Annotated in this window: 21 protein-coding genes; 15 read left to right on the forward strand and 6 right to left on the reverse strand. The window is 74.4% G+C overall.

The window, feature by feature from the left end; translation table 11 throughout:
* Positions 1 to 48 precede the first annotated feature (48 nt).
* Both IEZ01_RS01530 and IEZ01_RS01535 read left to right on the forward strand, forming a co-directional pair.
* A complete protein-coding gene (locus IEZ01_RS01530) occupies positions 49 to 1,143 on the forward strand; it encodes a hypothetical protein (protein WP_189199413.1) in 1,095 nt (364 codons plus the stop codon).
* Between the two features lie 166 nt (positions 1,144 to 1,309).
* Complete coding sequence (locus tag IEZ01_RS01535; protein WP_189199415.1) at positions 1,310 to 1,570, forward strand: outer membrane protein assembly factor BamB family protein; 261 nt, start codon at positions 1,310 to 1,312, stop codon at positions 1,568 to 1,570.
* Between the two features lie 8 nt (positions 1,571 to 1,578).
* Here the strand turns inward: IEZ01_RS01535 and IEZ01_RS01540 are convergent, their stop codons facing one another.
* Entirely contained in the window at positions 1,579 to 2,628 is a 1,050-nt protein-coding gene (locus IEZ01_RS01540) for a tetratricopeptide repeat protein (RefSeq protein ID WP_229832588.1), read from the reverse strand.
* A 188-nt stretch (positions 2,629 to 2,816) separates the two neighbouring features.
* Complete coding sequence (locus tag IEZ01_RS01545) at positions 2,817 to 6,140, reverse strand: CHAT domain-containing protein (RefSeq protein WP_229832590.1); 3,324 nt, start codon at positions 6,138 to 6,140, stop codon at positions 2,817 to 2,819.
* Between the two features lie 238 nt (positions 6,141 to 6,378).
* Between IEZ01_RS01545 and IEZ01_RS01550 the strand changes: the two genes are divergently transcribed.
* Entirely contained in the window at positions 6,379 to 6,813 is a 435-nt protein-coding gene (locus tag IEZ01_RS01550; RefSeq protein ID WP_019890967.1) for a hypothetical protein, read from the forward strand.
* Positions 6,810 to 7,721, forward strand: coding sequence for a hypothetical protein (locus tag IEZ01_RS01555; RefSeq protein WP_019890969.1), 912 nt, complete (start codon positions 6,810 to 6,812; stop codon positions 7,719 to 7,721). The genes IEZ01_RS01550 and IEZ01_RS01555 overlap by 4 nt, the downstream gene beginning before the upstream one ends.
* Positions 7,722 to 7,842: 121 nt before the next feature.
* Here IEZ01_RS01555 and IEZ01_RS01560 read toward each other — a convergent pair whose 3' ends face one another.
* Complete coding sequence (locus IEZ01_RS01560; protein WP_019890970.1) at positions 7,843 to 8,091, reverse strand: hypothetical protein; 249 nt, start codon at positions 8,089 to 8,091, stop codon at positions 7,843 to 7,845.
* Positions 8,092 to 8,220: 129 nt separating this feature from the next.
* Here IEZ01_RS01560 and IEZ01_RS01565 point away from each other — a divergent pair, with 129 nt between their 5' ends.
* The gene (locus IEZ01_RS01565; RefSeq protein ID WP_189199419.1) at positions 8,221 to 9,420 is read left to right on the forward strand and encodes an MFS transporter; all 1,200 of its coding nucleotides are present in this window, start codon (positions 8,221 to 8,223) and stop codon (positions 9,418 to 9,420) included.
* Positions 9,421 to 9,465: 45 nt separating this feature from the next.
* Positions 9,466 to 10,761, forward strand: a complete 1,296-nt coding sequence (locus IEZ01_RS01570) for a hypothetical protein (protein WP_229832592.1) — start codon at positions 9,466 to 9,468, stop codon at positions 10,759 to 10,761.
* On the opposite strand, the gene IEZ01_RS01575 is transcribed toward IEZ01_RS01570, so the two are convergent.
* On the reverse strand, positions 10,746 to 11,957 hold the full coding sequence (locus IEZ01_RS01575) for a hypothetical protein (protein WP_189199421.1): 1,212 nt from the start codon (positions 11,955 to 11,957) through the stop codon (positions 10,746 to 10,748). The two genes, IEZ01_RS01570 and IEZ01_RS01575, sit on opposite strands and share 16 nt — an antisense overlap.
* A gap of 135 nt (positions 11,958 to 12,092) precedes the next feature.
* Here IEZ01_RS01575 and IEZ01_RS01580 point away from each other — a divergent pair, with 135 nt between their 5' ends.
* The 6 genes from IEZ01_RS01580 to IEZ01_RS01610 all read left to right on the forward strand — a co-directional run bounded on the left by IEZ01_RS01580 (position 12,093) and on the right by IEZ01_RS01610 (position 15,621).
* Positions 12,093 to 12,569, forward strand: a complete 477-nt coding sequence (locus tag IEZ01_RS01580; RefSeq protein ID WP_189199423.1) for a hypothetical protein — start codon at positions 12,093 to 12,095, stop codon at positions 12,567 to 12,569.
* A gap of 709 nt (positions 12,570 to 13,278) precedes the next feature.
* On the forward strand, positions 13,279 to 13,416 hold the full coding sequence (locus tag IEZ01_RS01585) for a hypothetical protein (protein WP_189199425.1): 138 nt from the start codon (positions 13,279 to 13,281) through the stop codon (positions 13,414 to 13,416).
* A 118-nt stretch (positions 13,417 to 13,534) separates the two neighbouring features.
* Complete coding sequence (locus IEZ01_RS01595; RefSeq protein ID WP_189199429.1) at positions 13,535 to 13,786, forward strand: helix-turn-helix domain-containing protein; 252 nt, start codon at positions 13,535 to 13,537, stop codon at positions 13,784 to 13,786.
* Positions 13,787 to 14,011: 225 nt separating this feature from the next.
* Entirely contained in the window at positions 14,012 to 14,899 is an 888-nt protein-coding gene (locus tag IEZ01_RS01600; RefSeq protein ID WP_189199431.1) for an alpha/beta fold hydrolase, read from the forward strand.
* Between the two features lie 106 nt (positions 14,900 to 15,005).
* Complete coding sequence (locus tag IEZ01_RS01605) at positions 15,006 to 15,143, forward strand: hypothetical protein (RefSeq protein WP_158685729.1); 138 nt, start codon at positions 15,006 to 15,008, stop codon at positions 15,141 to 15,143.
* Positions 15,144 to 15,345: 202 nt separating this feature from the next.
* Complete coding sequence (locus IEZ01_RS01610) at positions 15,346 to 15,621, forward strand: SH3 domain-containing protein (protein ID WP_019890980.1); 276 nt, start codon at positions 15,346 to 15,348, stop codon at positions 15,619 to 15,621.
* A 73-nt stretch (positions 15,622 to 15,694) separates the two neighbouring features.
* On the opposite strand, the gene IEZ01_RS01615 is transcribed toward IEZ01_RS01610, so the two are convergent.
* A complete protein-coding gene (locus IEZ01_RS01615; protein ID WP_189199433.1) occupies positions 15,695 to 15,937 on the reverse strand; it encodes a hypothetical protein in 243 nt (80 codons plus the stop codon).
* Positions 15,938 to 16,029: 92 nt separating this feature from the next.
* Here IEZ01_RS01615 and IEZ01_RS01620 point away from each other — a divergent pair, with 92 nt between their 5' ends.
* Complete coding sequence (locus IEZ01_RS01620) at positions 16,030 to 17,337, forward strand: cytochrome P450 (RefSeq protein ID WP_189199435.1); 1,308 nt, start codon at positions 16,030 to 16,032, stop codon at positions 17,335 to 17,337.
* On the opposite strand, the gene IEZ01_RS01625 is transcribed toward IEZ01_RS01620, so the two are convergent.
* Complete coding sequence (locus IEZ01_RS01625) at positions 17,303 to 18,181, reverse strand: hypothetical protein (protein ID WP_028798206.1); 879 nt, start codon at positions 18,179 to 18,181, stop codon at positions 17,303 to 17,305. The genes IEZ01_RS01620 and IEZ01_RS01625 overlap by 35 nt on opposite strands.
* A gap of 257 nt (positions 18,182 to 18,438) precedes the next feature.
* On the opposite strand from IEZ01_RS01625, the gene IEZ01_RS01630 reads away from it, so the two are divergent.
* Together IEZ01_RS01630 and IEZ01_RS01635 are read left to right on the forward strand one after the other, a co-directional pair.
* A complete protein-coding gene (locus IEZ01_RS01630; protein ID WP_189199437.1) occupies positions 18,439 to 19,587 on the forward strand; it encodes a PP2C family protein-serine/threonine phosphatase in 1,149 nt (382 codons plus the stop codon).
* Between the two features lie 99 nt (positions 19,588 to 19,686).
* Complete coding sequence (locus IEZ01_RS01635) at positions 19,687 to 21,780, forward strand: SpoIIE family protein phosphatase (protein WP_019890984.1); 2,094 nt, start codon at positions 19,687 to 19,689, stop codon at positions 21,778 to 21,780.
* Positions 21,781 to 21,782 lie beyond the last annotated feature (2 nt).

Genomic DNA, 21,782 nt, shown 5'->3' on the forward strand with positions numbered 1-21,782 from the left:
CCTGCGCCGACGCCGCCTCCGCCGACAGCCGCGCCGACGCCGCCGCCCGTGGTGAAGACCACCCCGCCGGTCTCGCCGCCCGTCGTGAAGAGCGCCCCGAAGACCGCCCCGCCGGCCGCGCCGCCCGTGGTGAAGAGCCCTCCGAAGAGGACTCCGCCGGTCCCGGCGCCCGAGGTGAAGAGCGTCCCCAAGAGCGCCCAGCCGGCCCCGCCGGCCCCTCCGGCCCCGGGGAAGCGCGCCCCTTCGGCACAGGACAAGCACGAGAACGGCGACGAGGCGATTCACACCCTCCTGTGGACGGCGGCCACCGAGCGTCCCGTGGACGAGGTCGCCTCGCTGGTCTCCCGTCTTCAGGAGACCGGTGAGCTGTCCTGCCCCGCCGACGTGGCGCTCCGCGCGGCCGCCGTCTCCCGTCCCCTGGACGAGGTACGGCAACTGGTCGTGCTGCTCAACGCCTCGGGGTACGACCTCGAACGGGCCGAAACCACCCTCCGCGCCGCGGCCGTGGGCCGGCCGATCGAGGACGTCGTCAAGCTGGTGAACATCATCGGCCACGACAACGTCGACTGGCTCCCCGCCGGCAGGAACGCCGAGGAGCCTGAGAGCGCCCCCCGCCAGGACGACCGCGCGAACGCCGGCGCCGACGCAGTCCCCGCCGCCGCCCCGAAGCGGCGAAGCTCGGTCACGTGGGCGCGGTCGGCCCTCGACGGAGCCCTGGCCGCCGGTCCCGGCAGCCACACCACCTCCTCGGCGCTGCGGTCGGTGCTGCGCTGGCCCGCGGCGGTCGCGCTGATCGCCTGCGCGCTGGTCCATGTGCCCATGGACCTCGCGCAACTGCGCGCCGGCGGCCAGGCCGCGGCGCTCTCCGCGGTCGTCACCGTGCTCTGCCTGCTCGGCGGGGTCTGGCTCGCGGTACGCGATGCCGTGGCCGTCTGGGCCGCCGCTGCGGGGCTCGCCACCGGCATCATCGTGCTGCATGCACTGGAAGGCGCCGGTGCGGTCAATCTGCTCAGCAGCAGCCCAGGCTTCACGTACACCTGGGCGAAGGCCATCGCACTGCTGGGTGCCGTAGCCGTGGTCCTGCTCGCAGGCTCGATCCTCGTGCGGTACATGCGGACGACCGACGCGACGGACAGCACCTGACACACCAGCCGAACGCGGCACACCGATCACCTCCGCCCGGGCAGCCCCGCTGCCCGGGCGGAGCCGTGCGCACGGCCGCGGCGGCCGAGCGACGCCGAAGGGGCGCTCCGACACGTTCCGAGGCGTCCCGAACATGACGGCGTGCGCCGGGAGTTGATCGGGCAGGATGCCTGCCGAAGGCGAGGCCGGCACGGGCGATACCTTCGTCACCGCTCCGGTGGTGGCCGCAGGGGCCGTGTACGTCAACGGGACCGCCGACGACCCCCACGTACATGCGCTGGACGCGGCCACCGGCCGGCCGAAATGGACCTCGTCCGTCACCGGCGGCGGCGCCCTGCTGATCGCCGGCGGCACGCTGTACGTCCGCAAAGGCAAGGGCAGCGTGTACGCGCTGGACGCGGCCACCGGCGCACGCCCCACCCGGTAGACACCCCCCTACCCGGCGCCGTCCCGCAGCCAGGCCAGCTTCTCCTCGGCCGCCCGCTGACGCGGGTGCCCCGGGCCGTAGATGCGCCGGTAGTCGCGGACGCAGCGCTCCAGGAGTTCGGCCGCCTCGGCGCGACGACCCACGTCGATCAGTACGTTGGCGAGGTTGTCCCGGGTCGACACGGTGGTCGGATGGTCCTCGCCGTTCAGGGCGACCCGGCCGGCCAGGACCTCACGCAGGACGCGCGCGGCGTCCTTGTACCGCTCCATCGCGTGCAGGACGGCCGCCAGGTTGTTCCGCGCGGTGAAGGTGGCTTCGTCCTGGGCCCCCACGGTCGCCTCGAAGGACCGGATCACGGCGCGCAGTTCCGTCTCCGCCTCGGCGTGCCGGTCCAGCCGGACCAGTACGGCACCGAGATTGGCCCGGGCGGACGCGGTGCGCTCGTGGTCACGCCCGTAACGCTGCTCAAGCCGGGGCACGAGCCCCCGCAGCGCCCGCTCGGACTCCTTGTGGCGGCCGCACTTGAGCAGCGACGAGGCATGGGAGTTGGCGGCGGTCAGCACATCCCGATGGTCGGGCCCGAGCAGACGGGTGCGGCGCTCCAGTACGTCCCGCTGCAACGGCTCGGCCTCGGGGGCGCGCCCGAGGTCCTCCAGCACGGCCGCAAGCCCCGCCGCGCTGCGCAGGGTGTCGAGGTGATCGCGCCCGAGGGTGTCCGCCTGCTTGCGGAAGGTGTCCCGCCAGGCCGATTCGGCCAGCTGCAGCTGTCCGGTCGTGTGGAGCACGTCGGCGAGTTCGGCGGAGGTGAGCAGGGTCTCCTGGTGGCGCGGGCCGAGGACGTTCCACTGGGACCGGGCCAGGTGCTGGTAGAACGTCACCGCCTGCTCGGCGCGTCCGGGCGTCGAGGCCAGTACCCGAGCCAGTTCACGCACCGCGGCGAGCGCGTCCGGGTGCTCGGCGCCCAGTTGCGCCATGGCGGCCCGGGCGCGCATGGTGTGCCACTCCTCGGGGGAGACCTCGATCCGCGTGATCTCCTCCTCCGGACTTCCCTCCGTCACCTCCGTGATGACGATGTGCCCGCCGGCCGGCCGCCAGACCTCGTCCCCTTCCCCTTCCGGTCCCTGGCCCCGGCCGCCTCCGGACGGGCCCCTCGCCGCCTCGCCGCTCCCCGCGTCCCCCTGTGCGGCCTTGCGCCGCCGCCACCACCGGCCCATCGCGACTTCCCCCTCTTGTCCGTGTGACTGCTTCAGGCACCCGCGTGCACGTGGGCGGCCCACAGGCTCGGGCTGGCGGTGAACGCGGCGCGGCATTCCCGCACCGCCTGGTGCAGCGCGGCCGCCGTCCGGCTGTCGTCCAGGCACGGCCCGCCGTCCCCGCCGCCGTCGGTACGCAGCCCCCGGTACAGGAGGCGGGTGACCCGGACCGCCACGGCGTCGTGCACCGGCCAGAGCGTGCCCACGGCGTGGGGATACCCCGCGAGCTGGAACGCGGAGGTGATGTGGATCGACTCGTCGGCCAGATCCCCCTCGGCGCGCGCCGTCTCGCACGCCGACAGCACCGCGAGACGCGCGGCCGGCAGGTCGAGCCGGGCGATCTGCCGGACCGTCAGCGGCCGTGTCGAATGGTCGTGCACAAGGAGCCGCCCCGCCGAAGGATCGTCGGGCTCACTGACCCCGTGGCAGGCGAAGTGCACATGAGGATGATCGGGCAGCGCGGCCATGACCTGGTCGAAGGTGGCCCCCTCGCCGTACAGCACGTCGGTCGGCAGCAGCGCGCGCAGCGCCTCCACCTCGCGGCGCGCCCCGCCGAGCGGCCGCGCCCCCGGGGTCTGCGGGAGCGCCACGGCGAGCAGCCGACCGGGCGGCCGCGGGGCTGCGGCCCGTGCCCTGGCGTACCGCAGGGCCCTCACGGTCGGCGTGTAGGAGGACACCACCCGGTCCATCACGGTCCGCGGCGCCGAACCGGCGCTCTCGCCGTGGTGTCCGGCCGCGTGCAGCGGCAGCGCGGCCAGCGGCCCGCCCGGCGACCACCACAGCCGGGGCAGCCCGCCCCCGGCGACGGCAGCGCCCCGCAGCCCGAGCCCGTCGAGCACCGGCCCGGTGACGTGGTCCCACGTCCACGCCAGGACCTCGGCGACCGTCCGCTGGGCCGCCTTGTCGCGGGCAGGGTCCATCGCGTCGACGAGCGCGCGCCGCAGCCGGTCCGCCTGTTCGCCGACCGCCTGGGGCGCGGCCCGCGGCAGCGGTACGAGCAGGACGCCGTCGGCGCGCAGGACCAGGGCGTCGCTGCGGTAGCCGCTGCAGTAGGCGAGCACCACCGGGCCTTCCTCCGCGCACGCCGACAGGGCACGCTCGTCCGGCGCGGCGAGGAAGTCGCCGAAGCCAGGCGCTTCGCGGATCCGGGCCACCAGCTCCTCCAGCCGGCTCGCCAGCCGGTGCCGCTCGTCCGCCGAGGCATCCAGCAGCCTGCCCAGGGCCGTGTCCGCCGCGTCGACCGCCTCCAGCGCGTCGAGCCGGTCCCGGACCGCGACGAACAGCTCGGCGAGATCCGGATGGGCGCCGCGCAGCCGCCCGAGCCCGTCCCGGGTGTCCATGGCCCGGCTCAGCAGCACGCCCCGGCCCTGCTCCAGGAGCGCCACCGCGCGCTCAGGCCGCCCCGCGTTGACCGCGCACGCGGCGGCCTCGGCGGCCAGACCCCGCACCCGCGACAGGCCACGCTCCTGGTCACGGCGGGCCAGCCGGCCGGACGCCGCGAACGGCAGCAGCTCCAGGGCCGCTTCATGGCCGCGCAGCGCTTCCTCCCAACGCAGGCCGGCCGCCGCCGCGGCCCCCCAGTCCCAGGCCGCGAGAACCCGCGTGTAGGCGGGCAGGGCCTTCGTGCCGGCGGCCTCCCGGTAGGCGTCCTCGGCGGCCCGCAGAACCCCCGTGTCACCGTCCCGGTGGTGCAGCGCCCGTAATGCGTCGCCGTACGACCGCAGATACGTGCCGTGGGACGAGCTGCCCTCCGTGACCGACCAGACGGCCCGCCCCAGATCGCTCACCGCCAGCTCCAGCAGCCCCTCGGTGTCACGGTGATGATGCAGCGTCAGCCTGGCGGAACCGAGGTTGGCGAGTACGAGCGACAGCGCCGGATCGCCGTACGGGACGTGCTCGGTCGCCTCATCGAGGAGGGTGACGGCCTCGTCCAGGTCCGCCGGGTCCGCCGCGGACTGGAACCGCGCGCGCAACGCGTTGGCCAGGTGGTTCAGCCGGTCCGCACGGGGCAGGCCGGTCGCCGGGCCCATGGCCAGGGCCCGACGCGCCACGCGGATCGCCTCGTCCGCGGCGGCCGTGTCCCCGGTCGTCTCGTGCCAGCTCTGCAGCACCACACCGAGGTTGCCCAGCCGCCCCACCCGCGCCGTACGGGCGGGCGGAGCCGCGTCGACCGCCTCCCGGGCCAGCCGCGTGGCTTCGCGCAGCGAGTCCAGGTCGTCCGTCTGCAGGGCACGCTCCCGCAAGGTGACCGCGAGATTCCCCAGGGTGTCGGCGTACGCGGCGGTGCCCGGCCGCTGCCGGGCCAGGGCGGACCGCAGGACGGCAACCGCCTCGTCGAGCGCGGCGCCGTCCCCGGTCGACTGGGCGAGGCGGTGCAGGGTGTTGCCGAGACTGTTCATCCTCACGGCCCACTCAGGGGCGTCGGGAGCAAACAGCGTCAGCGCCTCACGCAACACCCGCGCGGACTCCCGCAGCAGCGTCGGGTCGCCGGTGCCGTCGGCGGCAAGACGCAGCGCGACCCCGAGGCCGGCGAGCCGCTCGGCACGGCCCGGGTGACCCACGCCGGTCTCGGCCAGGGCGGCGCGGTGCACCTCCAGCATCTCCGCCCGGCCCGCATCGTCGGCGTCGTGTTCGTGCCACTGGCGAAGACCCTGGGAGAGATTCCCCAGCGCGAGCGGACGCACCTCGCTGCCCGGAGGGCTTTCGCGCAGCACGGCCCGCCACAGGTCCAGGGCCTCCCGCAGCGCACCGGTGTCACCGCTGTGCTCGTACGCGCTGTGCAGCGCCGAGGCGAGGTTGTTGCGGTAGCCGGGCCGGTCGGCCGACGCGGGCGGCAGGATCTCCAGCGCGTCCCGCAGGGCGCTCACCGCCCGGGCCAGGTCCGTCCCGTCGGCCGTCTCCTGGCCCCCGCCCCTTCTGTGCCGCTCCTGCAGGGCCTCGCCCAGCGACGCCAGCACCTGCGCACCGGTGTCGGCCTTCTGCGGAATGTCCGCCGCCCGGTCGAGCAGCTCGATCGCCTGGTCGAGATCGCGCATCTGCCCGAGGAGGCCGAACCGCTGACGGTACGCCAGCGCCAGAAGGGTCACGTCCTGCGCACGCGGGCGACCGACGGACGCCCGTTCCCGGCCGAGGGCGATCAGCGCGGCCAAGTCCGCTGCCTCACCGGACAGTTGCCACCGCCGGTGCAGGGCGACCAGGAGATTGCCGGCGCGGGCCGGTACGGAGGCGTCGCCGGGCGCCAGGGCCGCGAGCTCCCGGCGGTACGCCCGGACGGCCTCGTCGAGCGCCCCCAGGTCACCCGTCGTCAGATGGCGCATCAGCCACTGATCGGCACCGGGTCCCGCGCCGGAACCTCCGGCCGCCGTCGCATCCGCCGCGCTGACCACGACCACCCCCGGTTGACGCCGCCCCGGACCGCGTGACCGCACCACGCGCCGCCCGTATCGTCCACGTTACGGCCCGTGTTCACGATAGCCAAGGAGCCCTCGGCCCGCCGCCCTCCGGCCGTACAATCGCCCCCGAAGTGGCAACCGGCGCCCGAGGGGGAGCGGAAGCGTGGCGAACACGGCCGACGGGGCGGACACAGGCGACACACGGCTCGGAGAGCTCTGCCGCCGGCTCGCGGACCCCTCCTCCTCGCCGGAGCTCGGCGCCCTGGGCGAGCCGGGCACGCGGCTCGTCGAGACCATCGTCTCCGCCCTGCGCGACGGCCGCCCCCCGACGCAACTCGAAGATTTGCTCGACGAGTTGGAGGAGCTGCTGCTGGCCGCCGGACACAGCGCCGGGCTCGGCTCCTACCGCACGACGCCCCCGCCGCCCGTCCCCGGCTTCCAGAGCCTGCCGGTGGCCGGGCCGGGGCACCCCGCGCTGTACGTACTGGCCTGCCCCACCGGCCACTGCGGGCGGGTGGAGGCACCGGACGCCGACGCCCCCGACCGGCCCGCCTGCGGCATCCTCGGCCGCCCCCTGAACCCGGTGCCCCTCCGGTGACCAGTGCCTTCCTCAGCGCCCTGGGCGGCCGGATCGCCGAGCGGTGGCTGACGCTGCTGGCCCTGCCCGGACTGCTCTTCATCGCCGCCGCCACCACGGCGACGGTACTCGGCCACGAACACTGGTCCGACGCGGGGAAGTTGCGGACCTGGCTCGACACGCTGGCCGCCGCACCCGCCTCCCGGAGCGCCGGCACCGTCGCCCTCGTCGCCCTCGGCCTGCTGCTTGGCGCGGCCGCCGTCGGCACCGCCGCCCAGACCCTCGGCGCCGCGGTGGAACTCCTCTGGTGCGCCGAACCCCGCGGGCCCCTGCTACGGCGCCTCGCCGACCGCCGGCTGCGCCGCTGGCGCGCCGCCGACGCCGCGTTCCGCACCGCGCTGGTCACGGCCGGCCGGGCCCGTATCGCCGGCGCGGACGACGCCGACCGGCTCGCCGGCCTCGCCGAGAGCCGCTACGCCGACCGCGACCGCATCGCGGCCGCCCCACCCCGACACCCCTTCGCCATGGGCGACCGGCTCGCCGCCCCCGGCCAACGCCTCTGGCGCACCTACCGCCTCGATCTCGCGGCGGCCTGGCCCCACCTCTGGCTCCTCGCCGCCGACGGCACCCGCGCCGAACTCCACGCCGCCCGCGTCCGCTTCGCCGCCGCCGCACGCCTGTGCGCCTGGGGCGCGGGCTACCTGGTCCTCGGCCTGTGGTGGTGGCCGGCCGCCCTGATCGGCCTCGCCGCCACCGCCACCGCCCTCCACCGCGGCCGGTCCGCCGCCCAGTCCTTCGCCGAACTCACCGAGGCCCTCGCCGACCTCCACCTCCGCGACCTGGCCGCCACCCTCGGCATCCCCTCCGAAACCCCCCTGGACCGCGCCCTCGGCGAACGCCTCTCCCAAACCCTCCGCAAGCCCTCCTGAGCGCGCGCCCAGATCCACCCGCATATGCCCCCGGCCGATTCGCGCACACCCCTGGTGTCCGCCGCGCCGAACTGGCATGGTGGCCGCAAGCGGTCCTCCTTCCCCCGTGGAGGACCGCTTCTCACACCGCCCGCCGCAGCCGCGGACGCAGCCTCAGCGCGGCCCGCCCGCAGCGACGCCACTGGCAGCGCGGTATCCGCGCCCGGTGACCACCACCCGTGATCAGCGCGTTCACCGGCGTCAGCGGGTCCGCCGCCATCGCCTTGGCCATCAGTACGCCGACGGCCAGCGGAAGGAGCGCCGACGCCAGGGCGGTACCGGCGCAGGTCACGTGCTGGACGCGGACGTACCGCGAAGCCTTCGAGGTCATGACCCCATTCGACCGCCCACCCCACCCCGCCGGCATGGGGTGACGTACTCAACCGCCCCGCCCCCGTACTCACGCCCGGCACGCCGCGCTGCCGCGCCACGCACCCCCGGCCCGGATACGGTCGGCCGTATGGAAGGTGATCGTCAAGGGTGGCTCCGATGCCTGCTCGGCGGAGCCGTATTCGTCGTCTGCATGGCCGGCACCACACTGCCGACCCCGCTCTACCCCCTCTACCAGGAGAAATTCGGATTCTCCGAGCTGATCGTGACCGTCGTCTACGCCGTGTACGCCTTCGGAGTCATCGGCATACTGCTCCTCGCCGGCAACGCCTCGGACACGGTGGGCAGACGGCAGGTACTGCTGTGGGGCCTCGGCTTCGCCGCGGCGAGCGCCGTCTGCTTCCTCTGCGCCACCGGCCTGGGCTGGCTGTACGCGGGACGGCTCCTCTCGGGCCTGTCGGCGGGCCTGTTCACCGGCGCCGCCACCGCCTATGTGCTGGAACTCGCCCCGCCCGGCGGCGGCTCCCGCGCCACGTTCGTGGCGACCGCCGCCAACATGGGCGGACTCGGCTGCGGCCCACTGCTCGCCGGCCTCCTCGCCGAATACGCCCCCTCGCCGCTGCTGCTGCCCTTCGCCGTCCACCTCGCCCTCGTGGCCGCCTCCGCCGCCGTCCTGCTGCGACTCCCGGAGACCGTACGCGAGCGACAACCCCTGACCGCCGTACGACCGCAGCGACCCGCCCTGCCCGCACGGGTACGGGCGGTGTTCGTCCCCGCCGCGATCGCCTCCTTCGTGGGCTTCGCCCTCTTCGGAGTCTTCACCTCCGTCAGCCCCGCGTTCCTCGCCCGCTTCCTGCACGTCGACAACCACGCCGTGAGCGGCCTCGTCGTCGCCCTCGCCTTCTTCTCCTCCACCGCCGGACAACTCGCCGTCAGCCGCGTCGGCGTCGCCCGGTCCCTCCCCCTGGGATGCGCCGGCCTCTTCGCCGGCCTGCTCCTGCTCGCCGGGGCGATGCACTGGGACCTCCTGGCACTGGTCGTACTCTCCGCCGTCGTCGGCGGCACAGGCCAGGGCCTCGCCTTCCGCGGCGCGCTCTCCGCCGTCGCCGGCGCCTCACCGGACGACCGCCGCGCCGCGGTCATCTCCACCCTCTTCGTGGTCGCCTACACCGGCATCTCCGTCCCCGTGATCGGCGTGGGCCTGCTGGCCGACCCGCTCGGCCTCGAAGGCGCGGGACTGGTCTTCATCGCCTGCATGCTCCTGCTGGTCACCTCCGCCGCCGCGTACCTCCTCCGGCGCCCGGTGACCGCCCCGCACCCGAAGGTCTGACCGACCGCCGTCCCGGCCGTCACCGCCCCCTCATAGGATCGGCGCATGTCCGGACCTCGAACAACGGTGCGTCACGTCCTGCGGTGGGCACGCCGGCTCGTCGCCGCCACCGTCAGCCTCTGCGCGCTCCTCGGCGCGGTGCGGCTCATCGCACCCGCCACCGCGGGCCCCACCGCCGAACCCCCCGGGGCCGAACGGCAGTTGGCCTTCCTCCGCGCCGAACTGGACCGCGGCGCCGGGGACGAGGCCCAGGCACTGTTCCCCGAGGGCTACTTCTTCCTCCACGTGCTGTACGGACTCAGCTGGACCGAGATCGGCATGCGCAGGCCGGCGGGCGAACGGGCCACCGCACTCCACGAGGCCCGCTGGGCACTGGAACGACTGGACGGGCCCTCCGGCCGCGCCCCCTTCAGCGCCGACCTCACCCCCTCGTACGGCATCTTCTACCGAGGCTGGAGCAACTGGCTGCGCGGGGGAGTGCTCAGCCTCCAGGAACCCTCCCGGCGCGACCCCGCCGAACTGCGCCGGTTCACCGACGACTCCGCCGCGATCGGCGCCGCCTTCGACGCCTCCGCCACCCCCTACCTGCCGGCCTACCCCGGCCAGGCCTGGCCCGTCGACTCGACCGTCGCCATCGCCTCACTGCGCCTGCACGACACCCTGCGGCCCGACCGGTTCACCGGCACCGTCGACCGGTGGCTCACCGAGACCCGCCGACGGCTCGACCCCCGCACCGGCCTCCTGCCCCACCGCGTCGACGCCGCCACCGGCACCCCCGCAGAGGTCGCCCGAGGCACCTCCCAGAGCATGATCCAGCGCTTCCTCGTCGACATCGACCCCGCCTTCGCCCGCGACCAGTACCAGCGCTTCCGCGACCAGTACGTCGGCACACTCCTCGGCCTCGGGCCCGCCGTACGTGAATACCCCGACGGCATGGACGGCCCGGCCGACGTCGACTCCGGCCCCCTCCCGCTCGGCGTGAGCCTGTCCGCGACCGTCGTCACCCTCGGCGCGGCCCAGGTCCACGGCGACGCCCCACTCGCCGGCGCGCTGGCCAACCACAGCGAAGTGGCAGGCCTCCCGGTCGGCACACCCTGGACCAAGCGGTACGCCTTCGGCCTGCTCCCGGTCGGCGACGCCTTCCTGGCATGGTCGAAGACCGCTCGCCCCTGGGTGGAACCCACACCGTCCCCGCCACCCCCGAGCGTCTCCCCCTGGTGGCGGCTGCCCCTGCTCTCGACACTGCTCCTGCTCGCCGCCGCGCCCTGGCTGCCCGCGCTGGTCCGCCACCTCCGACGCCGTCGCCCCGGAAGGCCCCCCGCCCCTCAGTCCTGCCAATAGAACAGCAGCGTGTGGACATCGAGCGGGTCACGACTGCCGAAGTAGTAGACACCGAGGCCGGTGACCCGGATCGCGCCGGTGGAGCCGTCGATCCAGCGCAGGCCGGCCCCTTCGAGCGCCTCCCGGACGACCGGGTCGTCCTCGTAGTCGCCGGCGAACCGTCCCAGCGTGCTGACGAACACCTCGCCACCGTCCTCGCCGTACCCGATCACGTGGTACGTACCGCCCCCCTGCTGGTTCGCCTCGCCGCAGGAGACCGGCGGCCGCGGCGCGAGCCCCGCCGCGGCCAGGGCGGACACCGCCGACCCCAACTGCTGCTCCACATCAAGTAGTTGCGGAGGCTCGGTGCACAGGGCCTCGATCCGCCACCGCGGATCGCTCCCCTCCGCGCACCCCGGACCGTACTCGTGCACGATCGCCCGGCGCAGCTCCTCGTCCAGGCCCTCGACCTCCACCCGGGGCCGCCCCAGCGCCTCGTACACGGCCCGGGTCTCGGCCACGTCGTCGGTCAGCCGGTGCAGCGCGTACGCGGCCCACAGCGCCGCGTCCACCGTCGGAGCCCCGGCGAGTTGGCGGCGGATCCGGTCCGGGTCGTCGAGCAGCCACTGCGCGAGGTGGGCGACCCGCCGGTCGGGATCGGCGAGCGCGTCGAACACGTCCTCGTCCGCGCGGGCCCGCAGCCGCACGGCATAGGCACGGTCCTCCGGCCGCCCGCCGCCGAGCCCGGCGAGCACCGCCGCCGCCCCGTGGCGGTCGGCGAGCGCGTCGAGCCCGGCCTCCCCGAGCTGCCGCTGATGCCGCCACTCACTGAACGCCAGCGTCGCCAGCTCGCCCGCCGCCGAAAGGTCACCGACGGCGCCGCGCGCCTTGAGCACCGCCTCCGGCAGGCCGTACGCGGCCTCGGAGCGCCGGTCCTCGTGCCGCAGCCACGGCAGAAGCTCCTCCCGGTCCGCGAGGAGCTCCAGCAGCGCCCTGCGTACCGTCCCGTCGTCACCGGGATCCCGTACACACTCCAGCAGTTCGCCGACCCGCGCCTCGGGCACCCGCCCGGCCAGCGCGCCGAGGCAGGCCGTCCGGCGCCACCACGGCTGCGCGCGGTCGGCCGCCCACCGCGCGAGCACGTCGGCGTCCTGGGCGCGGAGCCCCGCGGAATCGACGGCGCCGACTTCCGGCGTGAGCAGTTCGATGTTCGACATCCGCGGATGCTACGACGCGGCCGGGCGCCCGCGCCTCAGGGATTTCTCATACGGCGTTCAGCCACCCCTCAGCCCCGCCGTCCACAATGAGCCACCGTCGGTCATGAACGGGGCCGCGAACAGGGAGAGGCAACCATGAACAGTGTCCGTAAGCGTGCCGGTCTCGCCGCGGGGGCGGCGGCCCTGGTCGGCGCAGGGCTGGTCTTCCCGGCCGTGGCCTTCGCCGACGGCTCCGAACGAGCACCCGCCGCCCAGGAGGAGGCCCGTCCGGAGCGCGGCAAGGCGGCCGAGCAGCGGGAAAAGCGGCAGAAGGCGCTGGCCGAGGCGCTCGCCAAGGATCTCGGCGTGCCCGTGGAGAAGGTGAACGCCTCCCTGGAGAAGTTCCGGGCCGCGCAGCGTGAGGAGCGGGCCGAGATCCGCGAGAAGCACCGGAAGGACCGCGAGGGCAAGCGGCCGGACGGGACCGCGCTGCGGCAGAAGCTCGCCAACCGGCTCGACCAGGCGGTCAAGGACGGCAAGCTCACCCGGGAACAGGCGGACGCGATCCTGGCGGCGGCCAAGACCGGTGTGCTGCCGGGCCCGTTCGGCGGTCACCGCCAGCAGAGCAGCTGACAGATGACCACTGACAGATGACGGCTGACAAGTGACAGCTTTTGACAGACGGCTGACAACTGACGGCTGAGAACTGACTGCTGACAACCAACGGTCGCAGCTGAGCCGGAGGCGGCCGCCCGCCGCCTCGCGGCCCGCGCACCACGTCCCACCCCTCGGAACTCGCTGTCATCCATGGGCAATCGAGATGGATGATCGAGCGTCGCGCAATCCAGGGGGGATGACATGTGCCTGTCCGGACAGGAACCCTTACCCGCCGGCGCCGAGGGCTCCCTCGGCCCCGCGGACCTGTGCCCCGAGGGAATCGAGGTCTACCGCACCGCGCTCGGCCGGGGCAGCGTGCCCGGCCCCGTGCCGTCGTGCCTGACCGGGACCGGTCTGCTCCGGCCGGGCCCGGACGGCTCGGCCGACTTCGTCCGCGTACCACCGGACATCGCCGCGCACGGACTGTCCCGGCCCGTCGAACAGGCTCTGGTCCACGGCCGCTTACAGCTGCTGGCCATCAGGCGGACCATCGCCCAGGCCGAGGCCGTCTACCGCGAGGAGGGCCGGCGCGGCGGCTCCCCGGTCCGGCTGCTGCGCGGAGCCGACGTCATCAGCGCACGCGCCGCACGCTCCGCGCCACCTGCCGGCCTGAACTGCAGGCGGCCCAGCCCGGCGGCCCCCGGCCGCAGGACATCCTCGACGAGAACCTGGCGCCCTTACGGCATTGCTGCGCCGGGGCGTACAACACCGCACGCTGTACCAGCACACGGTCCGCACCCACCGCTCGATGCTGGAGTACATGGCGGCCGTCCACAGCGCCGGCGGGCAGTTCCGCACGCTGGACACGCTCTTCGACCGGTGATCGTCTACGACCGGTCCGTGGCGCTCATCCCCGACGACCGGTACGAAAGGCTCGACCACGGCCTGCTCATCGAACACCCCGGAGTCGCGCGCTTCCTCGCCGGTGTCTTCGACCATGCGTGGGAAGCGCCCAGCCGGTCGGTCTCGACGCACCGCACGCCAGGCCCGCGCCGCTGACGGACGAGCAGCGGCGCACGGCCCTGCGCCTGATGGTCCAGGGGTACACGGACGCGGCCATCGCGGCGCGGCTGGGGATGAGCCCCCGGACGGTGGCGGCGCACATCAAGCGGGCCTCCGACGAGCTGGGCAGCCGCAGCCGGGCCAACCTGGCGTACCTCCTGGCGACGGGTGGCCACCTCCAGGAGGAGTGAGCGCGACCATGCCCCATCGACCCTTATGGCATGGAATCCACCCCCTGCGGCTTTCTGCACTGCGCATTCCCCCCGCCCGTCAACCCACCGGTAGCGTCCGGCCGCGGTCCATGATCGTCGGCATGCTCCGTTGAAAAGATTTCGGGGGAGTTCGCCTGCCGGCGATGAGTTTCGGCGGGGCCGGCGGTCTTCTTCTGTGACAGCACGGCAATCGAGGAGACACCGATGACCCAGGTTCAGACGGAGACGCGCACGGTGGAGGCGCCCGGCGCCACGCTGACCTACGACATCCACCGCGGCCCGGCGGGCGCGGACGCCGGTGAGCGCGTCCTGCTGCTGGTCGGTTCGCCGATGGACGCCACCGGGTTCACCACGCTGGCCTCGCACTTCACCGACCGGACCGTCGTCACCTACGACCCGCGGAGCGTCGGCCGCAGCCCGCGTACGGACGGCGCAGCTCAGACGGCGCCCGAGGAGCACGCCGAGGACCTGCGGCGGGTGATCGAGGCGCTGGGCGCGGGGGCGGTGGATGTGTTCGCGAGCAGCGGCGGGGCGATCAACGCGCTCGCCCTGGTGGCGCTCCACGGAGATCTCGTACGGACCCTTGTCGCGCACGAGCCGCCGACGGCGCAGGTCCTCCCGGACCGGGAGGAGGCGCTCGCGGCCTGCGCGGACATCCACACGACGTACCTGCGCGAGGGCACGGGCCCCGCGATGGCGAAGTTCATCGCGCTGACGAGCCACAAGGGGCTCTTCCCGGCCGACTGGACGGAGCGGCCCGCCCCTTCGCCCGCCGACTTCGGGCTGCCGGCCGAGGACGACGGCACCCGCGACGACCCGCTGCTGGGGCAGAACATGCGAGGCTGCACCTCCTACCGGCCCGACTTCGCCGCCCTGCGGGCGGCGTCGACCCGGATCGTCATCGCGGCCGGTGAGGAGTCCGAAGGGGAGTTCTCCGCCCGCTCCGCGGCGGAGATCGCGGACCGACTCGGCACGGAGCTGACCGTGTTCCCCAGCCACCACGGCGGCTTCCTCGGCGGCGAGTACGGCCAGCACGGCGCCCCGGTGGAGTTCGCGAAGGCCCTGCGCGAGGCGCTGGGGTCGGCCCGCTGACGGTCGCCGCGCCGGGTCACCCGCGCCCGGGTGACCCGTGTCGCGGCCGGGCCGGGGTATACCGATCGCGACCGCGGGGGACCCGGCGGCCTGGGCGGTGGTCGGGGTGTCCTCCCTGGTGGTGGCGGTGCTCGTCCTCATCGTCTGGCACGGGGACTGGTACTGGGTCCCGGACGACCAGAACGTACCGCGCACCCGCCCCGGCTCCCCTTCCGCCAAGGACGCGGACGACCGGTCCCGGTGAGGGGTGACGGTGAAGGGTGGGTGTGCGCGGAGCGCAGGGGCCGGGCGGGGGCTCGTACCCGCCGGGTGGACGGCACCATCGGAATGACTTGTCCGGCCCACCTCGCGCCGCCGCCGCTCACCTCCGGCTCGACGGCCGGAGCCGGGCCTACTCTCCGAAACAGCCCGCCCGGAGCCCCGGGCGCCACCTGAAGGAGGATGAGATGCCCAGTCCACCCCAGCCGTTCGGCACGGTCGTCAGCGACATCGGCGTGAACATCAGGAAGTTCCCGAGCACGGACTCCGCCGTCATCGGAAGAATCAACCACGGCGTCGAGGTCGGCCTGCACAGCAAGGTGCACGCGCAGAACATCGACGGCAACGACATCTGGTACCGGCTGAGGGACCAGCTCGCTTGGGTGGCGGCCCGGCACGTCAAGAACACCGGGAACGTCCCGCTGTCCAAGGACGTCGACGGCGGCGGCCCGGGCGGCGGCTGACCCGCGCCCGTCCGTGACGGCCGGTGACGGCCGACGGGGGCAGCCTCCGGCTGCCCCCGAAACTCCACGCGCCTCAGCCTCCCGTGGGCAGCTTCCAGGTGCCGCTCTCGTGGCCGTCGGTCGGCGCGAAGGAGATGTCGAGGTACGGCGACGAGGCGAGCGGCGCCACGGCGGTGACGCACGTGACGCTCCGGCCGGCCGGAACCACGTCCGGGCAGACACCGAGCCGGCCGTCCTCGCGGCGCGCCGCCTCGGTGCCCGCCTCGATGAACGCGCCGAGCACGATCTGCTCCTGGTCGCCGATGCTGAAGGCCACCTTTCCCCGGCGGAACGTATCCGCGATGTCACCGTCCGCTACCCTCGAAGGTCCGGCACGACCCCTCGGAACTCCCGTCAGGAGCACCCGCTGTGGCCACGGAAGCACCCGCCCCCACCCCCGCCCCGGAACTCTCCCCGGCCGTCGTCCTGCAATGGCGCTCCGCCGGCGAGCCGTTGATCGAGCTGCTCACCCGGGCCGCCGCCGTCGGCCCGGTCTGCGTGCTCCGCCTGGGCGGCACGACCGCCGCCCTGCTCACCGACCCGCAGGGCGTCCAGCATGTGCTCGCCCGCCACCCCGACCGGTACGTCAAACGCTCCCACCGGCTGCGCGCCCTGCTCGGTGACGGAGTCGTGTGCGCCGAAGGCGAGCCGTGGAAGCGTCAGCGCCGTTTCCTGCAGCGGCACTTCACGGGGCAGGGCATCCGCCGCTTCCACCGGGCCATCGAGGACGCCGCCCGTGGCGCGGCCGGCCGCTGGGAGGCGTACGCGCGCACCGGCGAGGCCTTCGACCTGGTGGAGGAGATGCGGTGGTACTCGCTCGATGTCATCTGGCGCGCCCTCACCGGCCGGGGCATCGACCCCTCGACCCAGCGTGAACTGCAGACGCTGCAGAGCATCTTCGCCGCCCTGCCCGTGCTGCCGGGCCAAGGCGAACAGCCCAGTCTGGCGCCGCACGTCGCCCGCATCGACGCGGTCGTGGCACACACGATCGAGCAGGCCCGGCAGGCCGCGACGCACTCCATGCCCACGCAGGACCCCGGTCTGCTCCACACCCTCCTCGACGCCGCGGCCGAGCACCCCGAATACACCGAGCGGCTGATCCGCGACGAGATCGTCACTCTGATCGTCGCGGGGCACGAGACCACCGCCACGACCCTGACCTGGCTGTTTCTCCTCCTCGACCGGAACCCGCGGGAGCGGGCCCTGGCCCTGGCCGCCGGGCCAAGGGGTTCCGCCGCCCGCACGGCCTCGCTCCAGGCACTGCTGAGCGAATGCCTGCGGCTCTATCCGGCCGCCTGGCTGCTGCCCCGCCACGCCATCGAGGACGACACCGTCGCGGGACACCGCATCGAGGCCGGTACCACCGTGCTCAGCAGCCCGTACTTCACCCACCGCGACCCGGGCCTCTGGCCGGAGCCGGAGGCCTTCCGGCCCCGGCGCTTCCTCACCGGCGAGGACCGCCCCACCCGGCCCGGTGCCTACTACCCCTTCGGCCTCGGCCCGCGCGCCTGCCTGGGCGCGCAGTTCGCCCTGCGTGAGGCGACCGCGCTGCTCGAACACCTCCTGCCGGCTTTCGTCCCGACGCTCCACGGCGCCCCGCCCGGAGCGGCCTTCGCCGTCACCATCAACCCCGTCGGCCCCGTCACCACCACTCTCGCTCCGGACCCTGCGGCCTGACCGGGGACGCACCCGCTCCGGCCTGGGCGGCCGGGTCCTGGAACCGTGCCTCGGCGACCCGCACCTCCACGGTGTACCGGCCGCCGGCCCCGCCGTCCGTACCGGGCGAGACGACCCGTATCCTGTCGGCCGGCGCCCCCCATCCGCGCGGGGCGCCGGCCGGCCCGGCGTCGGTGCCGACGGGCAGTGGCCGGTCCGGCTGTACGGAGGGCACCGGGCCGCCCGGCACCAGACGGCCGTCGGCCAGCAGCGACGAGGCGACGATGAGCCCGCCGACCGCCCCCACCCCGCACACCCCCGCCAGCTGGCCCCGCCGTCCCAGCGGAGGCCGACGCCTGCGGCCGGGCGCTCCCCGCCAGGGGCCCCACCCCCGCGCGGCCCCGGCCGTCACCCGGATCTCCTCCGGCCACGCGGGAGCTTCGGGGGTGCACCCGGTCTCCGGCCGGGCGGCGGACGAAGGCTCCGGCGCGGGCGCGTTACGGGCCCACAGCGGCTCCACCGGCACCGGCGGCGAGGCGGGCGCCGGTGCGTCGCCCGCGCCCCACGCCACCTCCCTGCGGAAGAAGATCAGGTCCTCGAAGGTGCTCCTGGCCCGCGCGCCGGGCCTGTCCGCATCCGCCTGCGCATGCGCCTTCGTACCCGCTTCCGCCTCGGCCCCGGGGGCGGCTCCGGACGGCGCTCCGCGCCCCTGCCCGTCGCGCAGCCCCCAGGGATCGCTCCTGTACAGATCGGCGCGTGCGGCGTCCAGGGCGTCCAGCACCTTCTGGAACGACTCCCTGATCGACTCCACGGAGAGCGGCTCCGTGTCGGGCGTTCCCTGCGGGTCGTCGTGGTCACCGTGCACAGCGGTCCTCCTCGGCCGGCACCATCCCGTGCCGTCCGGTCCGGACGGCACGGGCCTGCCTTGTGTTCGGTGGACGGTCAGCGGAACCGGCGCTCCACGCGCCGTCCGTGACGGTCCGGTGATGACTGCGGCCGCAGGGTTTGTCCTTCGCCCACCAGTACGGACCAGGGGCGCCGTTGACTCATTCGTCTGCGCGATTCGCCGGCCGCCGCGAGCCCTGTGCGGCGGCGGCTCGGCAACGGGTGTATCCAGGATGCATGGGGCCTGGACGATCGCCCGGACGCCACCGCCGGTCGTGGAAGTCTCCCGGCGCGCGACTGGCCCTGCCGATCGCCCTGATCGTGATCGTCACCGTCGTCGACATCCTCGCCCCGCCCGAGGTCCACCTGGGGCCCTTCCTCGTCGCCGCGCCCGCCATCACCGCCTCGCTGGCCGGTCCCCGCGCCACGGCCGCCATCGGCGCGCTCGCCGTGTTCGCCCAGGCGGTGGTCGCCGTCGTGCGCACCAGCCTGACCGACCTCAACCACACCCTCCAGATCAGCGCGCTGATCCTCATCTCGGTGCTGGTCACCTTCCTCGCCCGGGCGAGGGAGCGGCACGAGCAGCAGCTGACCCAGCTGCGGTCGGTGGCGCAGGCCGCGCAGGAAGTCGTGCTGCGGCCGCTGCCGCAGCGGATCGGGTCCTGTCGGCTGGCCTCGGTCTACCTGGCCGCCGAGGCGGAGGCCCGGATCGGCGGGGACCTGTACGCGGTGGTGCGTACGGCCAAGGGGAGCCGGTTCATCATCGGGGACGTACGGGGCAAGGGGCTTGAGGCCATCGGGGAGGCCGCCCGGCTCCTCGGCGCGTTCCGGGCCGCCGCCCACTGGAAACCCGAGCTGCCCAACCTGGTCGCCTATCTGGAAGCGACCGTCTCCTCCGACACGGACGGGACCGGCGCGTCCGGCGGGGACGGCGAGGACGCCGGGGAGTCGTTCACCACCGCGGCCGTGCTCGATCTGCCGGACGGCAGCTCGTCCCTCCAGATGATCAACTGCGGGCATCCGCCGCCGCTGCGGCTCAGCGAGGGCCGGGTCGTCCCGCTGGAGATGCGCCGGCAGGCACCGCCGCTGGGGCTCACGTCCTTCATGACCTCGGGATTCGCGGCCGAGACGTTCCCTTTCCGGGCCGGTGACATCCTCCTGCTCTACACGGACGGCGTCGTCGAGGCCCGGGACAGGCAGGGCACCTTCTACCCTCTCGCCGCGCGGGTCGCCGCCTGGTCCGGCGACGGCCCGGAGGCCCTCCTGCGGTACGTCTGCGCCGACCTGCTCCAGCACGCCGGGGGGCATCTGGGTGACGACGCCGCGCTCGTGGCCATCGAGTACATGGCGGAGCCGCGGCCCGCACAGGCCGCGGCTCCGCCGTGATGTGCGAGGAGGCGGTGGCGGGCAGAATTGCTCCCAGGACCGTCCGCCGTCGCGCGGACGGACACAGCCACCGTGTGCCTCGGTGGAAGGGGACACCTGGTGTCGTCGGAGCGGCCGGGGGGCGAGAGGGGACAGGCCCCGCTGTGGTCCGAGCCGGGGCCGCTGCTGGGGCATGTGGCCGTGGCCGTGTTCGGCGTCGACGAGGACGACCGGATCTGCTACTGGGGATCGGGCGCGCACACCCTCTTCGGGCACGGCTCCGCGGCCGTGCTGTCCCGGCCCGCCTCCATGCTTTTCCCCACGCCGCCGCCAGGCTCCCTGGACCCGGCCCGGTGGCTGGCGGCGCAGGGCCGGACCCTGGGCTACTGGCGCGGGAGGCTGCCGGTCCGCCGGCGGGACGGCACCGTCCTCGAATGCGGCTTCCGGGTGTTCCCGCTCACAGGCGCGGCGGGCGGCACCGTCGTCATGGCCCTGGCGAGCCGGGGCGACGAGCTCGACCGGGTGAAGACGAACCTCGCCTTCCTCGACTCCCTCTTCGAGACCTGCCCCATCGGCCTGGTCATGCTCGACCCGGAGCTGCGCTACGTCCACCTCAACCAGGCCCTCGCCGACATGGACGGCGTCTCCATCCAGGAGCATCTCGGGCGGCGTACCGACGACATCATGATCACGACCGACGGTGGCGAGCACCAGCGCCTCCTGGAGCGGGTCGCCGCGGGCGGGCCGCCGGTCGTCAACGCCCTCCTGGGCCTGCGCACGGCGGGCCGTCCCGACGACGACCAGGTACGTTCCGTGAGCTGGTTCCCGCTCAGCCAGGCCGGGGACACCCGGCCCGGGGTGGGCGGGCTGCTGGTCGACGTGACCGACCGGGAGCAGGCCATCGTCGAGGCGACCGCGGGCCGGCGGCGCCTCGCGCTGCTGGACCGGGCCTCGACCCTCATCGGCACGACGCTTGACGTGCGCGTCACGGCCCGGGAGCTGGTCGACGCCACCGTTCCGGACTTCTGCGACGGGGCCGTGGTGGAGGTCGTGGAGTGGATGGACGAGCCGGAGGTCTTCCAGCCGGAACTGCCGCTGTTCACCCGCCGGATCGCCGCCGGCACCGTCCTGCCGCCGCCCGCCCCGGAACTCGTCGTCGGTCTTGAGCACGTGACCTACCCGCCGGGCTCCGCGATCCACGAGATGCTGCGCACGGGCAGCCCCGTCTGTGTCCCGGTCGACGCCGACTTCATGACCAGGACGGTCATCCACCAGGAACGCGCCCGGCTGCTCCTGGACAGCGGTCTGACCAGCCTGCTGATCGCCCCGCTCATCGCCCGTAACACCGTCCAGGGCCTCACCATGTTCGGCCGGTCCGCCGCGCGGCCGCCGTTCGCCGCACCCGACCTCAGCCTCGCCGGTGAGCTGGCCTCCCGCGCCGCGCTCTGCCTCGACAACGCGCGGCTCTACAGCCGGGTCCAGGACATCGCGCTCACCCTTCAGCGCGCGCTGCTCCCCACCGCCCTGGGGGCCAGCCCCTTCGTGGAGGTCGCCCACCGCTACCTCCCGGGCAGCCACATCACCGAGGTCGGCGGCGACTGGTACGACGTGATCAACCTGCCCGGCGGCCGGGTCGCCCTCGTCGTCGGCGACGTCATGGGCCATGGCGTCCCGGCCGCGGCGGCCATGGGGCGGCTGCGTATCACCGCCAAGGCGCTGGCCCGGCACAGGGAACCGGACGACCTGCTCGCCGACCTCGACGTCTGCGCCCAGGAGGCCGGTATCGAGCTCGCGACCTGCCTCTACCTCCGCTACGACCCCACCACCGGCCGCGCCCGGATCGCCAACGCCGGACACCCTCCGCCCCTGGTGCGGCACCCGGACGGCACGGTCGAGGCCGTCGACGAGCTCCTCGGGGTGCCTCTCGGGGTCGGCGGCGTGCCGTTCCGTACGACCGAGACCGAGCTCGCCGACGGCAGTGTCGTCGCCCTCTACACCGACGGTCTGGTCGAGGCGCGCGGCCAGGACATCGAGGCGGGCATGGACGTCCTCCGCGCCGAACTGAGCGTCGCTTCAGGGTCGTTGGAGGAGACCGCGGACCGCATCCTGGAGCGGCTGCTGCCCGAGGCGCCCACCGACGACACGGTGATCGTCCTCGCCCGGGTCCGCCGCGGCCGGCTCCCCGCTCCGCCGGGATCCGTGACCGCGCCGTGAGC

Source organism: Streptomyces purpureus (assembly GCF_014648195.1).
Classification (GTDB): domain Bacteria; phylum Actinomycetota; class Actinomycetes; order Streptomycetales; family Streptomycetaceae; genus Streptomyces; species Streptomyces purpureus.

Bases quoted from the DNA above. Each gene is read 5' to 3' on its own strand.
- IEZ01_RS01570 (WP_229832592.1), top strand. From the start codon at position 9,466: ATGTCCGGACCTCGAACAACGGTGCGTCACGTCCTGCGGTGGGCACGC.
- IEZ01_RS01545 (WP_229832590.1), bottom strand. From the start codon at position 6,140: ATGCGCCATCTGACGACGGGTGACCTGGGGGCGCTCGACGAGGCCGTC.
- IEZ01_RS01600 (WP_189199431.1), top strand. From the start codon at position 14,012: ATGACCCAGGTTCAGACGGAGACGCGCACGGTGGAGGCGCCCGGCGCC.
- IEZ01_RS01630 (WP_189199437.1), top strand. From the start codon at position 18,439: ATGGGGCCTGGACGATCGCCCGGACGCCACCGCCGGTCGTGGAAGTCT.
- IEZ01_RS01575 (WP_189199421.1), bottom strand. From the start codon at position 11,957: ATGTCGAACATCGAACTGCTCACGCCGGAAGTCGGCGCCGTCGATTCC.
- IEZ01_RS01610 (WP_019890980.1), top strand. From the start codon at position 15,346: ATGCCCAGTCCACCCCAGCCGTTCGGCACGGTCGTCAGCGACATCGGC.
- IEZ01_RS01565 (WP_189199419.1), top strand. From the start codon at position 8,221: ATGGAAGGTGATCGTCAAGGGTGGCTCCGATGCCTGCTCGGCGGAGCC.
- IEZ01_RS01535 (WP_189199415.1), top strand. From the start codon at position 1,310: ATGCCTGCCGAAGGCGAGGCCGGCACGGGCGATACCTTCGTCACCGCT.
- IEZ01_RS01560 (WP_019890970.1), bottom strand. From the start codon at position 8,091: ATGACCTCGAAGGCTTCGCGGTACGTCCGCGTCCAGCACGTGACCTGC.
- IEZ01_RS01580 (WP_189199423.1), top strand. From the start codon at position 12,093: ATGAACAGTGTCCGTAAGCGTGCCGGTCTCGCCGCGGGGGCGGCGGCC.